This is a genomic window from Shewanella sp. DC2-4 (assembly GCF_013248875.1).
Taxonomy (GTDB): domain Bacteria; phylum Pseudomonadota; class Gammaproteobacteria; order Enterobacterales; family Shewanellaceae; genus Shewanella; species Shewanella oncorhynchi.
The window spans coordinates 1,343,133-1,358,465 of the sequence record NZ_JABRVR010000002.1 but is presented as its reverse complement, the minus strand read 5'-3'; the positions used below and the strand labels follow the sequence as shown (position 1 = coordinate 1,358,465).

The following is a 15,333-nucleotide window of genomic DNA, read 5'->3' as shown; positions in this document are numbered from 1 at the left end:
CGACTGGTCTCCCGTTGCGAGAGAATTTGAAGAACTTTATTCAAGGTGAAACGCAAATGATGATTTCGCATGAAATCAGTGCCTCCCCTGACAGCAACCCGTGGAAATCCATTGACTGGAAGGCCGCTGAGTCGCTTGTATTAAAGCTTCAGATGCGTATTGCAAAGGCAACAAGAGAAGGTAAACAAGGCAAGGTGAAAGCCCTGCAATGGATACTGACTCACTCTCGCTCAGCAAAACTCCTTGCTGTTAAACGAGTGTCGAAAAACAAAGGCAGTAAGACGCCTGGAATAGACGGCATTATCTGGAACACAGATGCACGCCGCATGAAAGCAGTCAATCAATTGAGCAGAAAAAGCTTATCAAGCCAAGCCGCTCAAGCGTATCTACATCCCTAAGAAAAACGGCAAGCTCAGACCTCTCGGTATCCCGTGCATGATAGACAGAGCGCAACAAGCACTCCACCTTCTTGCACTAGAGCCCGTGTCAGAAACACTTGCCGACCCTAACAGCTATGGGTTTAGACCAAACCGCAGTACTGCTGACGCTGTCGATCAGTGCTTTAAGTGTCTGGCTCTAAAGACATCAGCCCAATGGGTTCTCGAAGGTGATATCAAAGCCTGTTTTGACAAGATCGGTCATCAATGGCTTCTTGATAACATCGCCGTAGATAAGCGGATGTTGGAACAATGGTTAAAGTCTGGCTTTATGGATAAAGGGCTGTTTTATCGTACCGACGAGGGTACACCGCAAGGCGGGATCATCTCACCAACCTTGATGTTAATGACTCTTGCAGGCCTTGAGCAGCACATAAAATCCACCGCCCTCAAAAAAGGGGACTAGAGCCAACTTTATTGGGTACGCCGACGATTTCGTCGTCACTTGTGCTTCAAAGGAAGTGCTGGAGAACGATATCAAACCGTTGATTACTGACTTCTTAGCAGAAAGAGGCTTAACACTATCCGAAGAGAAAACGCATATCACTCACATCAACGATGGCTTTGACTTTTTAGGTTTTAACCATAGGAAGTACAAAGGAAAACTGCTCATTAAACCGAGTAAATCCAATACGTTGATGTTCTTAAGTCATCTGCGTGAACTCATCAAAAAGCACGTAACCCTACCCGTGAACGATCTTATCAAACTGATAAATCCGAAACTTAGGGGATGGTCGAATTACTATCGACACTGCGTCGCGAAACAGGTGTTTGGATATGTAGGCCACAAGCTATTCCTTGCGTTATGGCACTGGGCTAAAAGGCGTCATCCAACCAAATCTAAAACTTGGATCGCCCTTAAATACTTCGTCAATCGAAAAGGCCAGTGGCAATTTCACGGTTGGCAGAAGCTCTTGGGTATGGATTGCCAGTTCAATCTCTTCCAAATAGCCAAAGTGCCTATCGAGAGACATGTGAAAATCCGAAGTTCAGCAACACCATTTGACCCTCAATACCAAGCATACTTGGCGAAGAGAAAGTCCAAAAGGCTAGCTCGCAGCTCTTGGAACGAACCTGCTCTGACTGCTTTATAAGTTGCTGGGTATCAAACGATGCTTTTGTGGAGGCTTGAGCCGTATGCAGTGAAAGTTGCACGTACGGTTCTTAGGGAGACGGCACTTGGTAACAAGTGTCGTCCACCCGACAATATAACTAAATAGTTCTTTGGGTACTTCCAAATTAAAATGGCGGAAATCTACGATTTCCGCCATTGTCGGATGATACGTTACTACTTAACATGAGACTCAGTATCGGGCGTTATTGCTCAACACCCCATGCCGACGACTCACATTAAAGGTGACATATTAACTCGTGCGGTACTGCTTTAAAATGCCATCTAACTCGACCGAGGCATGGTGCAGATCATTGGCTAAGGTCACACTACGCTGGGCTGTTTGTTTGATAGTTTCTGACTGATGGCGGATTTCATTCAATTGTCCGGCAATGTCGCGAGCGGCGACACTCTGCTCTTCCGCCGAGGCGGCAATTTGGCTGCTCATATCAAATACCGCATTGACCGATTGCGCCATACCTTGAACATCATCACCGACGGCGATAATCGCACTGCGACCTTCATCGGCCTGATCGACTATCTCCATGGTAATACTAGATAAACGAGTCGTGCCAGATTGTAAGCCTTCAATCATGGCCTGAATTTCTACCGTGGCCTGTTGAGTTCGACCCGCTAAGGTACGCACTTCATCGGCTACCACAGCAAAGCCACGACCTTGCTCACCGGCACGGGCCGCTTCAATGGCCGCATTTAAGGCTAACAAATTGGTTTGCTGGGAAATACTGTTAATGGTTGTGACTACAGCATCGATACTCGCCGCATCCTTAGACAATTGTTCCACCGATGAAAACGCCGCGCCAATCTTAGTTGAGAGTAAGCCAATACTTTCCACTGTGTGGCTAATACGCCCACGACTGGCCAACATTTGGGTTGAATTTTCCTTGGTTTGCAACGAAGTATTACTTGCATTAACAGAGACTTCTTCAATCGCTGAGGTCATTTGCGCCATCGCCACGGCAACGGAATCGAGGAATTGATGTTGGAACCCAATCAGTTTATCACTGGTGGCCGCCTGTTGATTAAATTCATCGGATGCCAATGATAAGGTCTGTGCATTTTTGCCAATAGCTGACACCATTTCACTCATATTGTCGGCGCAGCGATCGATTTCGCGGGCAATCAAACTGAAATCGTCAGTACCAAAGAAGTTTAATCTAAAGCTCAAATCACCATCGGCTAAGCGTTTGATGGCTAAGTACATGTCCCATAATCCACCACCGAGTGAAGTCGAAATCCAGTAACTCAGTTGGAATAAAGGCAACAAGCCCACTAATGCTAACCAGAACATAAAGTTAGCATCGCTACGCGCATCGACTTCCCACTCATGGACATTCTGCGTCAGTTGTAAGGCTTGGCCTGACACGCTGGCGCTGGCCGTCACTTTATCCCCTTGACGCTGCGCTTCACTTTGCCTTGAAGTTACAGTTAACCCGTGTTGACTGGCAAATTGAGATAAGGCGTCAGCTTCTAGCTTTTGCGCCATTGCAACTTGCGCTAGGGTATCGACGCTAGCTTGAACTCGAGCGATAGAGGCCTGCTCAAGGTTACGGTGCGCATGTTGATAGTTGACAAGCGCCACGGCGGCCGTGATCAGCGCCACCATAGAACACACTACCCAAAATTTTCCGTTGAGACTGAACTTGATCAATATGGCATCAATGGTACGAAACTGGATTTGTTTCATCTTGATAATTCCTAAGAACAAAATGCTATTTGGCACTAAATCAGCAGTATAGCTCAGATTGCCACGACAACTATGTCAGTCATAAGATCTGAGCAGGTATTATGCTAATCAGCGCTAGCAACTTGGTTACGTGTGGCGGCAGACCACTTTTGTGTCAGAGTAACCAACTGCCCCGTTAACAGGCTCATGCTAAAACCTAATAAGCCACCAATGATCAACGACGGCACGACATTGGCCACATCACCCGCCATAGCAAAGGTAGTGCAACAGCCAATAAATGCGCCGGGAATAAAGCTAAGCTTTTGATAACTTGCCTGTAAACACATGGCCGAAGTGGCTATGCCGGTAAAAATATACCCAAATACGGGCGAAATAAAAAAGCTGCTACCCGAGATAATGAGCCAAGCCCAAAATACACCGGACAGGTTTGTGCACCACGCCATCATCACGCCCTGAAAGCCAGCCTTAGGTTGAGCAAAAAAAGTGCTACAACCTAAAAAGCCGATCCAAGTGACCAGATGAAAAGCATCTGCGACGCCACACCAAATAGCCGCCAATAGGCCGGCAGAAATAGCGACTTGCCAACGATTTTCCATGGATGACCCCTTTAGTAATTCTATTCACGGAAGTTTAATACCCTTGGGCGCTCTAAAATGTGTATTTTGAGGTGGCTTGGGTAAACATATTGGTTAAATTACCTCTATTTTGGTAACAAAAACCTGATCTATTGCTAATTTTCGGCATTAATGCCCGTAAAATCGCTAACAAGCAATTTTTTTGTGGTAAAAAAACGAAAAAAGCGCTTATTAGGCGCTTTTTTGTTCAAACGGCTTTCAGTTAACCCTCTTGCCGACACTTACACTCGCAATAGTTTATTCACGGGAAGATCGCGGATCCTCTGCCCCGTCGCCGCAAAAATCGCATTGGTTAAACTCGGGGCAACGGGCGGCACACCCGGCTCACCCACGCCCGCTGGCGCAGCATCAGACTCAATAATGATGATCTCCATATCGGGAGTTTGGGGAAGTCGCAGCAAAGGATAATCGTGGAAATTCGATTGCTGCACCTTGCCCTCTTTGTAAGTGATTTCCCCCATCAAGGCTAAACTCAAGCCAAATACAATCGCACCTTCTGTCTGTGCTTTTACCCTATCAGGGTTAACTATCGTGCCCGCATCTATGGCTGCGATGGCATTAAGCACTTTAAGCTGTTTATCCTCACTCACTTCCACCAACATAGCCACAGCGACGTAACTCACAAAACTGCGGTGTACAGCAAAACCCCAGCCCTGATTTTCACCCGCCTTGGGCGCCTTAGCTTGGGCTTTTTCGACCGCGTCGATTACCCCAAAATAGCGACTGACGTCCACGGGATGACGATCAAGATCTTCGCCATAGTTGCCATATTTAAACTGTTGGTCGGTAAAGGTCTCACGCCTTGCTTCACCTAACAGGCTACGCCACATTGCAGGGCAAGAAACCTGAGAACGATGAGCCATTTCATCGACAAAACTGCCGACACTAAAACCGTGCTGAATGTTACACACAGAGCGCATCCAACCAATACGGCTATGCGCCTGCGCTTTTACCGCTTCGTATCTTAAATTTGGCAAAGCAAAGGGCACATCCACAAAGCCTAAATCCAACTCACCGCCAGAGGGATATTCCACCCCTTCAGCAAAGGTTGAACTGATCGATGGGAATCCCGTACGGGCTAAAAGCGCGGTCGGTTTGTTGCTGGCATCAAACAGCGCCTGATAGGACTGGGCGCTGATAGCATGGTAATAACCGTTTTGAATTTCATCTTCGCGGCTCCAACTCACCTTAATTGGACACTTGAATTGCTTCGATAACAGCGCGGCTTCAACACTAAAATCAGGTTTAGATTTACGCCCAAAACCACCACCCAATAGGGTGACATTCACTTTAATCGCATCTTCTTCCATACCCAACGCAGCGGCCACATTTTGCTGTGTACTTTGCGGCGTTTGGGTCGATGCCCAGATTTCACAGCCCTTTCCAGTCACATGGGCAGTTGCAACGGGCGGCTCAATAGAGGAATGGATTAAATAAGGCACGGTATAAACCGCCTTTAACGTATTCGCTTCGTGCCAGTTTTTGATCTCATCACCAACTTGGCGCACAACATTACCGCTTTGCTGTACCCGCTCGACCAACTCTTTCAAATAGAGACTTGAATCATGCTGACTGTTGTCGGCCTGAGTCCAAGTGACTTTTAAAGCTTTGCGCCCTTCAAGGGCACTCCAAGTGTTTGTGGCGATGACAGCAACGCCGCCCAAAGCCTGAAAAGCGGGTGCGCCCTTAGCGGCTGGCAAACGATACACATCCACTACCCCGGACACTTTACGCGCTGCGGTATCGTCCAAGCTTGCCACATCGCTCCCGAGCACCGGTGGGCGTATTATGCTGGCGTAAAGCATGCCGTCGCGTTTGATATCGTAACCATAAATCGCGCTGCCGCTTAACATGGCATCCATATCAACGATTTGGCGTGATGCGCCAATCTGCTTGAAATCTTTAACCTCTTTAAAGGTTAATGACTCAACGGCAGGTACGGGTTGCTCTGATGCGGCTAACGCTAACTCGCCGAACTTGGCCGAGCGGCCCGATTTTGCATGCAACACTTTATGGTCGGCGGTATGCACCTCGCTCACGGGGACTTTCCAGCGCGCAGCGGCGGCTTGCTCTAGCATGGTTCTTGCCATCGCCCCCATCTGGCGCATACGGTCGTAATTTTCGCGAATACTGCGGCTACCGTCAGTGTTTTGGCTGGCATAACGTTTATCGGCTAAGCCTTGAATAGGGACGATTTTATCCCAATCCGCGTCTAACTCTTCGGCTAAGACTTGCAGAATGCCGGTTCTGATCCCCTGTCCCATCTCGGAGCGATGGCAAGTGAGGTACACTTTGTCGTCTTCACCAATGGCAATAAACAGATTCAGCCGCGCTTCTTTATCCTGCGCCAGCGCCATAGGGCTCCAAGTTAGTCCACTCGCCCCTAATGCTAATCCGCCCCCCACTGCGCTAAACAGTTTTAACACGTCGCGGCGGCTGATATTTTCTACGGCAGTAAAAGTACTCATATTAGCCCTCCTGTTTGGCATAGTTTTGCAGTGCGGCTTTGATCCTAGGATAGGTGCCGCAGCGGCAGATATTACCCGACATGGCCGAGTTGATTTGTGCTTCAGAAGGTTTCGGATGCTGCGCCACTAACGCCGCAGCCGACATCAGTTGTCCCGCTTGGCAATAGCCGCACTGGGGCACGTTATGTTCGGCCCATGCATTTTTAAGCTTTTGATTATCCAGCCCTTCAATTGTTGTCAGACGTTTTCCTTGTGCCTGCCCCAAACTGGTTAAACAGGCGCGCACAGGTTGGCCGTCTAAATGCACAGTGCAAGCACCGCATAGCCCTGCACCACAACCATATTTAGTGCCCGTGAGCCCTAAAATATCCCGTAACGCCCACAGGATTGGCATTTTAGGATCGGCATCTAAGGTAAATGATTTACCGTTGATGAAAAGTGTTTGGGTGGAAGCGGCGGTACTGGCTTCCTTGATAACTGCAGTGGTTGATAATACTTCTGCCATAACTCACTCCTTAAGTGCCAACCACGACGCAAGATCGGCTTGGGTATCAATATCAATTGCGGCGCGGGGTAGTGTTATAGCGACTAACGCTCCCCGCTGTGCTTGTTGTTTTAGAATCGATTTCGCCCCGCGATCACCACTCAAGTGAGTGAACTGCGGTAATGTAGAGGCATTAAAAATAGCTGGTACGCCTAAATCATCCAAATAATGGGCGGCAACGTCTTTACCGGTTTCATGCCATGTCCAAATCAGTTGTCGATAATCGTCTGCACTCAAGGCCACTTGGTCTGCCAATGTCAGCAGCATGGCATCAAAGCCCTGCTCTTTGGCATAGCTTGCCGCCAAACTCACTGAGGATGCCAAGCCTGTTTGCCACTGTGGATTAACTAAAATATCAAAGGGTTGGCGGGAATGAAGCTCGACTAATAATGGCTGCAATATGTACTGATGAGCACCGAGTATGATTAACAAAGGCGTATGCTGGAGCGAATGAGTGTCTTTGCGATCCAAACCTAAATCTTGGCAACTAAGCTGCTGTAAACGCTCAACATGAGTGTTAATGATGGTTTGTTCGCGAATTTCCGTAGCGCTATGTGATGGTAGAAGTTGCGCTAACTTTACCCCATCAAAGCGCTTACTCTCACCCGCCGCAAGTACCACAATCAGCAGGCGCTTGGATGAAAGTGGCGTTTTCTCTGTCAACGTTAGCGCTGCCGACTTTGGCGCTGTAGACATTAGTACAGAAGGCTTTTGTACTGGCGGCAATGTCATCAACGCATTATCTCATCGAGATGTTTTAAGGTTGCGCCATGGAGCACGCCGTGGCACTGGGCCAAAATACTTAACGCCACGGCACTCGGTAACTCGCCGCCAAGGGCAAGCCCTGCGGGAGCAGAAAATACCCCAGAAAAAGATTCAGTACTGAGCCCTGCCATTCCAAGCACTTTATCCCGTCGATGGGCGGGACCAAGCAAGGCGATATAGGCTAGCGGATGCGCTTGAATAACCTTTAATGCCGCAGCATCTAAGCCCAAGTTATGGTTCATCACCACGGCGCAATCCAATTGAGCGATATGATTCGCGGTTAATTCCCCCGCGGTCAGTTTCACTATATGGGCATGGGGGAAATCCGCCGCTCTGGCATAGGCGGTACGACCATCGAAAACAGTCACTTGCCAACCTAAAGTGTGGGCCATGGCGGCAACGGGCTTAGCATCGATACCACCGCCAAAGATCCCAAGATGGAATCTTGGTCTCAAGGGAATAATCAGTGATTCTCCCGCGTCTTGGGTGAAAACGCCCGTGCGTACAAAATCGCTGGCGGGGAATGGCGTCAACTCCTCAGAATAAAACGCAGCGTGATACTGGCGTGCATCCGTCCCCGCTTTGACTAAAGGCAATTGGTAAAAACCCGACCGACCGTGGCGAAATGCCTGCACTAGCTCAACTAAGCCAAGATCATGATTCTCTTTTAGCAGAGGGATCAACATGATATCTACTATGCCACCACAACCGAGTCGATAGCTGGCATCGGACTCATCGCTTGCATCATAGGTGACGCACATGACTTGCTTAGTCTGCATGGCATTTTGAGCATGACGGCGTAAATCGGCTTCTAAACAGCCGCCACTTAACATACCTACGCCTTGACCAAACTCATGGAACAACATCATGGCACCGGGTTTACGATAGGCCGAACCTTGAATTTGGGTGATCACCGCAAGCACCCAAGCGTCATCTGCCAGCGGTAGCCAATGCTCTAGTAAATCTTCGATTTGGTGATCCATCCGCAAGGACTCCATTGGGTTAGGGAGATTTAAAAAATTTAATGCGCTTATCGCTATTGAAACTATCACTGTTAATAACGCAGCTATCGACGTCTATTTGTCATCAAAGCTTGACGCAAGTTTTATCAGCAAATAAAACCGCTTCGTCAAACGCTCGCATTAAACATATGGACAACCAAGTTAGCAAAGGCGTGTGCGTATTGAAAGGAGTAATAGATTTCAAAAAGTGTTGAAGCATAAAATATGTTCAGGGGAAGTTAAAGAGGAAGAATTGACGTCCATGTCTGAGTGGCGTTTGTTCGCGAATCAACCACATTTCATCTAAAACTGGTATTCGCCCGCCTTAGTGCGCAGTATCTGGGATTGGTTGTCTAGACTAATGGATGTCGATTCAATCTGTTCGATAATCTGTGATACTTCACGGGAATTATCGCGGATCACCATCATGCTCGAAGCGATTTCTTTAGAAACCAAGGATTGTTCTTCGGTTGAAGCGGCAACCTGAGTATTGATCCCATGAATCGCTTCCGTACTATGGCGAATATCCTCAAATACTGCCACGATACGTTGCAGTTCTACCCCTGCCTTTTGCATTAGCGTCGCCGCTTGAGTCACAGATGTACCCACTTGATTGGTACGGCTTTGAAGGCTTGCGACAATATCATCGATTTCCTTGGTGGAATCTTGAGTGCGCTGGGCTAATGATCGAACCTCATCAGCTACCACAGCGAAGCCTCGTCCTTGCTCACCGGCCCGTGCGGCTTCAATCGCGGCATTCAGTGCCAGCAAATTCGTTTGCTCAGCAATTGCCTTAATCACACTCAACACATTGCTGACTTGGGTACTTTCGTTCACTAGATGTGACATAGAGTCTTGAGTATTCCTAAACTCAGTTTCTAATACCGACATGGCTTTCAACGCTTCCGATACTGTCTGTTTACCTACAGTGACATGCGTTTCATTTTCGGCGGCGCGGCTTTCAGCATTCGAAGTGCTCTCACTCACATGCACTAAGGTCGTGGTCATTTCTTCCATCGCACTGGCGCTGGCATCCAGTTCTCTCGCCACCCGATTTGAGCTTTCACGCGAAATTTGAATTGATGCTTTAGTTTGCTTAGCTAAATCAGCCACCTCTTTTGCAATGCCATCCGTCGTCGATAATGAACTGGCAAGGGAGGATATAAACAAGTTGATTTGATTAACGATTTCGCCAATTTCCCCCTGAGTCGTAACAGAGATCCGCCGCGCAAGATTTTTAGAGCGCTGAATATCGAGCAATTCAACACAGGTCTGCACTAAGGGAGTCACAATCCTGCTTTTAACGATAATAAATCCGCCAACGGCGGCTAAAATCACGATAAATAACACCAGTTGGGACCAGTTTAATGCAGCATGCAGGGAGTCGAGTCGGTTATTCACATCACCATCGGTACGTTTATCCAATGCTGTAAAAAACTCATCAATCGGCTGCATGATCTTAGCTTTTTCTCTGTGGTATTGGTCGCTATGTAATAACTCCCTCGCCATAGTTAAGTTAGGCTCACCTTTGATCGTGTAAGTTTGGGTGTTGGGGTCCATAAAAATACCTTTAACGGCATTCATGGCTTTCACTTCGAGGGCGACTAACGCATCTGAGTTTTGCTGAGCTTGTTCAAGGTAACGGAATTCTTCATCAGAAAAACCGAGGGACTTCATTTGCGTGTTTATCGCAATGCTAGCACCGTCGGGCTTTGGCTTATCGCCATAACTCAACACCAAATCCCAGTAAATCTGGTGATATTTTTCAGGTCTAGACTTCTCACCATTACGGATAGCCAAAATATCCATATACATTTTTTCGTATTTTTCATCACCCGTAACAGCGTAAGTTCGAGCGAGACGCGTTAGGTCATCGGAACTTTGTCTTAACTCATCGGCAACTTGATAGGACTGATATCGGACGCTAGCCGCATCATTAAAGAGATCGATTTTAGACTTAACATTGAAGCTCAATACCGCAGAAATCACGGCACTCGCGACTATGGTCGAAAAGACCACGCTCATCATTGTTTTTGTTTTCATACTTACCCCAGTAGACGGAAGAACTGCTTTAAGTCTAGAAGGAAAAACAGAAAACATAAAAAAGGTTGGTTTATTAGCTGAAATAATCATTTGATTTGCGAGTGATTATCGCTCACAAATCAAGCAATGCTGAATGGCGTCTCAATTACAGTAAAAGTTGGTCCGCGACAAAGGGGTTATGCTCGCGCTCTTCACCAAAAGTCGACATAGGACCATGCCCAGGAATAAATTCAACCTCGGCGCCTAAGGGCCACAGTTTTTCGGTGATCGAGTGAATTAAATCCTGATGATTTGATTGGGGGAAATCGGTGCGGCCGATAGAACTTCGAAACAAAATATCCCCCACCCACGCCAACTTAGATTGGGCAGAGAAAAGTGCAATGTGTCCCGGCGTATGCCCAGGGCAATGCAGCACAGATAAACTTTGCTCGCCCACTTTAACAATATCGCCATCCTGCAGATATTGATCCGGTTCAAAGGCATCGCAATGGGGAAAACCAAAATTTTGGCTTTGCTTAGGTAAGTTATCAATCCAGAATTTATCGGCAATATGCGGGCCAATAATCGGCACATTGGCGGCTTTCGCTAAGGCTTGTGCACCACCGACATGATCGATATGCCCATGGGTAAGGAGGATTTTTTCGAGGACGAGTCCAAGTTTCGCCACTTCGTTTTGGATCCTGTCAATATTCCCGCCGGGATCCACGACCGCAGCACACTTGGTTTTTTCACACCAGATCAAGCTGCAATTTTGCTGAAAAGGTGTCACTGGAATAATCTGATACTTCATAGCTTCAATCTCGTGTTATCCATAAGCGATAGATTACGCTAAGAAACTCATCATGGCTCAAATTTGTATCCAAAAAATTGATCTTCACCAAAAGCTAATCAAATAATCCTAGCTTACGACATAAACTATTTTGTCTATACCCAAGTTAGCTGAAGATACGCGTTTCAGGTAGCCTAGGTTGCTGCATCTTCAGCTTATTTGGGTATACAATCTGCCAATCACAATAACATGATCCTCTGCCATTAAGGTTGTTTGATGAAACCCGATATTATTCTCGCCGGAGTGCTGGCGAAGAAACACACTTTTACCTTACCCCTCAACTATCAAAATCCAATTGCAGAGCAAATCCAAGTGTTTGCCAGAGAACTCTGTAGCCCAGAAAACAAAGATAAAAAACTACCTTATATCGTATTTTTTCAAGGCGGCCCTGGATTTGCGGCCATGCGTCCCGCCAGCAACAGCGGCTGGATCCGCCGCGCATTAAAAGAATATCGAGTGTTATTACTCGATCAACGTGGTACAGGCTTATCAACACCGATTAATTACCAAAGCCTGCAACATTTAGATCCCGCAGCTCAAGCGGATTACCTAAGCCATTTCAGGGCTGACAATATCATTCGTGATGCCGAAACGATTCGTGCCCAGCTTTGTCCCGCCGATAAGTGGGCGATTCTCGGCCAAAGTTTCGGGGGATTTTGCGTGTTACATTATTTAAGCGCCGCCCCTCAAGGCGTCAGCGAAGCCTATATTACGGGTGGCATACCATCATTAACCCGTAGCAGCGACGACGTCTATCTTGCGACTTATCAACGCGTACTGGCGAAGAATAAACAATTTTTCCAACGCTTCCACGATGCTCAACATCTCGTCACTCGCTTAGCAAAACATTTGCTTGAAAATGAAGTGTATTTGGCAACGGGTGAACGCCTCACGGTTGAAATGTTGCAACTGCTGGGTATTAATATTGGAATGGAGCAAGGGCCTGAATCGGTTTATTATTTGCTTGAACAAGCCTTGATCAACACGGCTTCAGGGACAGTCGTTAACCCGTTATTTTTAAATCATTTCGGTCAAATGCTCGATTACAACACTAACCCTATTTTTGCCCTGTTGCATGAAGCCATCTACTGTCAACACTCGGCTTCACAATGGTCGGCACACAGGGTTAGACAGCAATTCCCCGTCTTTAACTATCAACAAGGTAAACCGTTTTTATTCACAGGTGAGATGATATACCCATGGATGTTTGACCAATTTAGTCACTTAGTGCCGCTTAAAGCCGCGGCAGAAATCCTTGCCCATAAATCAGATTGGCCAACACTTTACAATCTAGAGCAACTGGCACAAAACCGAGTCCCTGTTGCAGCGGCCATTTACAGTGAAGATATGTTTGTAGAGATGCAATACAGTTTAGAAACCACAAAACAAGTTGGCAGGCTAAAGTATTGGTTAACATCAGAATATGAACATAACGGCATCCGCATGGATGGAGAACGCATACTGGATAAGCTCATCAGCTTAAACCGAGGCGACACCCTAAGATAAATATGAGCTTTAAGGGCTAATTAAGTTAATGCTGAGATTATATGCCTGCTCCTCATCAGTTGAGTGATTTTGGCAAGCTTTAACGACCCATTTCCGTATGAGTAAACCGTTTTGGTTTACTCTTTTTTTTGCAAAAAATGCACTCACCTTCGGCGAGTGCATTGCCCAATAAAATAGACGACAAAGCAAAGTGACAAAATCTTAAAACTATCGCTTCATTTTAGGATAAGTAAATTCATGACATTGATTACAATAAACTTTGCTTTCTTTATGTTCTTGATGACAGTAGGTACATGGTAAATCAGAACCGTAATGTAAACTGTCATGGGGATTGGGCTCGACCGAATGCCCCGCGTCTTCAGGTCGCTTAGTCAGTTTAGCCACATCCTGAGGAGAACCATGGCAGTTAGCGCACACTGCGGCATCAGGTATGGTCTTACGCTTTACATCACCATGACAGGCAGTACAGTCGACCTGACCATTCTCACTTGTCATCACATCCTTATGATAATCCTTAATATTCATCGCATTTGTTGTTATTGGCAGCATGAACATGCAACCAAGTAAAAGTGTATATAAGGGTTTTAACATCAGACTCTTCCTATAGCGGGGCATACTGCCCCGCATAACATATTAATAATTTGCGATAAATTCAGTTGAAGTTTGGATATCAGGCGTGAATGGGCGATCTTGAGCAACAAATGGCACTTTTTCTCGGTAAGCCTTGTACATGGCTTCGGTCGCTTTACCTAAATGAAGATCTGGAGTGGCCAACTTACGTAAATCAATCGCTTGACTTGAATGCAGCAACTCTAAACCGTAGATCACACGTGTGTTGTCAACAATCTGGATCAAATTGTCCGCAGCAAGCTTCAGGTTAGTGAAAGTATCTTCAATTCCCCCCGCAATTGAAATCCCATCAAATGACACTGGGGTCGCCAACTGTTTATTACGAACCTGCATATCTACAAAAGCTTTTTGAATCGCGCCAAAAGCATGGCCATTATTACCTGGAGCACTTAAAAAGCGTGGCAGTTTAGTAAAGTGATCATCGGATAAGTGGATAGTGCGCATGACACTGTTATGGGATACATGCGTCAACGCCACGCTCAAGTTTTGTACTGCCAGTGTAACAGGCAAAGGTTCAAAGTTCGTGGTTGGGAACACACCACCTTGCCCTTCGACAATATACTTAGCAACCTGTGGAAACTTCGCATACTCATTCGATGCGCCAACAATAACTGCAGGGTTATCATCCGAATGATTTATTTGAATATTTACCACATCATTCAATTCTGCTAACGCTTGTTCAGCACTGGCTAACGTGTATGCTGTCGTTCGGTAACTGAGAGGGTCCTGCAAAGGACGTTCATCATTAAGCTGCCATAAATAACTGCCATCTAACTGTTTTAGAATGTCACTTGTGCTGGCTTTAATATAAGGGAAAGGACGAATATCATTGGTTTGTGGTAAAAATGGCGCCACGTTACCATTTAATCCCTCAAGGCTTAAACCAAATAGCGTTGGCGAGATAGAGAGTAATTGCTTGGCCTCACGGTAACCTTGCATCGCATAAGCAACTGAAAACGAATTGTTAGACAGAATTGATAGTGCATCTTTCCCCATAGGCACAAGTGGTGTAATTCCGGCATCCGCCATAGCATCTTTACTGCTAACACGTTGTCCTTTGTAGAATACTTCCCACTCACCCACCATAGCTAACCCGACATGGGATGAGAGCAAAATATCCGCTTCACCTACAGTACCGTGGGCGGGGATGACTGGCGTTAACCCTTTGTTAAGGTATGCCTCATAGAGTTCAGCCACAACAGGTTGCACCCCTGTTTGTCCCGCGAGCATAGTATTTAAGCGTACCGCCAAGGCTAATCGAGTTAACCGAATCGGTGCAGCGTCACCGACTCCTGCACTATGAGCTCGAAAAGTGCTGTAGTTAAAGTTACGTGATGCCTCAAGCACTTCATCACTTAACTTGCCATTGGCATCAAATAACTTGTGATCTTTGTTCAAACCAACGCCCACAGTAAGACCATAAACAGGCTTACCTAAACGAGCAGCTTCCATCAACAAACTATTAGCTTTAACGAGTTGGGTTTTCGCTTGAGATGCAATCTTGACTTTAGCGCCATCGGCGATTGCCCATGCTTGTTCTTGCGTTAAATGTTTACCATCGAGGACAACGTGCTCCATCGCTAAAGCACTCCCAGAGAGTAGGCTTAAAGTAAGCGATGCCATCAACACTGATTTATTCATTACCATTCTCCAATACAT

Annotated in this window: 11 protein-coding genes and 1 pseudogene; 2 read left to right on the top strand and 10 right to left on the bottom strand. The window is 46.6% G+C overall.

The features are described from left to right. The first annotated feature begins 56 nt into the window (after positions 1-56). Positions 57-1,531 (top strand): annotated as a pseudogene (gene ltrA, locus HQQ92_RS23925) (group II intron reverse transcriptase/maturase). 270 nt (positions 1,532-1,801) lie between these two features. Here ltrA and HQQ92_RS06715 read toward each other — a convergent pair. The 8 genes from HQQ92_RS06715 to HQQ92_RS06680 all read right to left on the bottom strand — a co-directional run bounded on the left by HQQ92_RS06715 (position 1,802) and on the right by HQQ92_RS06680 (position 11,499). Further along, positions 1,802-3,253 carry a methyl-accepting chemotaxis protein gene (locus HQQ92_RS06715; protein WP_173244093.1) on the bottom strand — a complete coding sequence of 484 codons (1,452 nt, stop codon included), beginning with the start codon at positions 3,251-3,253 and terminating at the stop codon, positions 1,802-1,804. Between the two features lie 104 nt (positions 3,254-3,357). Further along, positions 3,358-3,849 (bottom strand): DUF1097 domain-containing protein, encoded by a 492-nt coding sequence (locus tag HQQ92_RS06710; RefSeq protein WP_028761013.1) that lies wholly within the window; start codon positions 3,847-3,849, stop codon positions 3,358-3,360. 260 nt (positions 3,850-4,109) lie between these two features. Continuing rightward, the gene (locus tag HQQ92_RS06705) at positions 4,110-6,356 is read right to left on the bottom strand and encodes a molybdopterin cofactor-binding domain-containing protein (protein ID WP_173244090.1); all 2,247 of its coding nucleotides are present in this window, start codon (positions 6,354-6,356) and stop codon (positions 4,110-4,112) included. A gap of 1 nt (position 6,357) precedes the next feature. Next, positions 6,358-6,861, bottom strand: a complete 504-nt coding sequence (locus tag HQQ92_RS06700) for a (2Fe-2S)-binding protein (RefSeq protein WP_028761015.1) — start codon at positions 6,859-6,861, stop codon at positions 6,358-6,360. Positions 6,862-6,864: 3 nt separating this feature from the next. Beyond that, the gene (locus tag HQQ92_RS06695) at positions 6,865-7,632 is read right to left on the bottom strand and encodes a nucleotidyltransferase family protein (protein WP_375539966.1); all 768 of its coding nucleotides are present in this window, start codon (positions 7,630-7,632) and stop codon (positions 6,865-6,867) included. Further along, a complete protein-coding gene (locus HQQ92_RS06690; protein WP_028761017.1) occupies positions 7,632-8,648 on the bottom strand; it encodes an XdhC family protein in 1,017 nt (338 codons plus the stop codon). The genes HQQ92_RS06695 and HQQ92_RS06690 overlap by 1 nt, the downstream gene beginning before the upstream one ends. A gap of 321 nt (positions 8,649-8,969) precedes the next feature. Further along, positions 8,970-10,709 (bottom strand): methyl-accepting chemotaxis protein, encoded by a 1,740-nt coding sequence (locus tag HQQ92_RS06685; protein ID WP_028761018.1) that lies wholly within the window; start codon positions 10,707-10,709, stop codon positions 8,970-8,972. 145 nt (positions 10,710-10,854) lie between these two features. Continuing rightward, the gene (locus HQQ92_RS06680; protein WP_173244087.1) at positions 10,855-11,499 is read right to left on the bottom strand and encodes an MBL fold metallo-hydrolase; all 645 of its coding nucleotides are present in this window, start codon (positions 11,497-11,499) and stop codon (positions 10,855-10,857) included. Positions 11,500-11,754: 255 nt separating this feature from the next. On the opposite strand from HQQ92_RS06680, the gene HQQ92_RS06675 reads away from it, so the two are divergent. Then, on the top strand, positions 11,755-13,044 hold the full coding sequence (locus HQQ92_RS06675) for an alpha/beta fold hydrolase (RefSeq protein WP_173244083.1): 1,290 nt from the start codon (positions 11,755-11,757) through the stop codon (positions 13,042-13,044). A gap of 207 nt (positions 13,045-13,251) precedes the next feature. Here the strand turns inward: HQQ92_RS06675 and HQQ92_RS06670 are convergent, their stop codons facing one another. After that, positions 13,252-13,635, bottom strand: a complete 384-nt coding sequence (locus tag HQQ92_RS06670; RefSeq protein WP_173244080.1) for a cytochrome c3 family protein — start codon at positions 13,633-13,635, stop codon at positions 13,252-13,254. Positions 13,636-13,677: 42 nt separating this feature from the next. Then, the gene (gene hutH, locus HQQ92_RS06665) at positions 13,678-15,315 is read right to left on the bottom strand and encodes a histidine ammonia-lyase (RefSeq protein ID WP_173244077.1); all 1,638 of its coding nucleotides are present in this window, start codon (positions 15,313-15,315) and stop codon (positions 13,678-13,680) included. Positions 15,316-15,333: the final 18 nt, after the last annotated feature.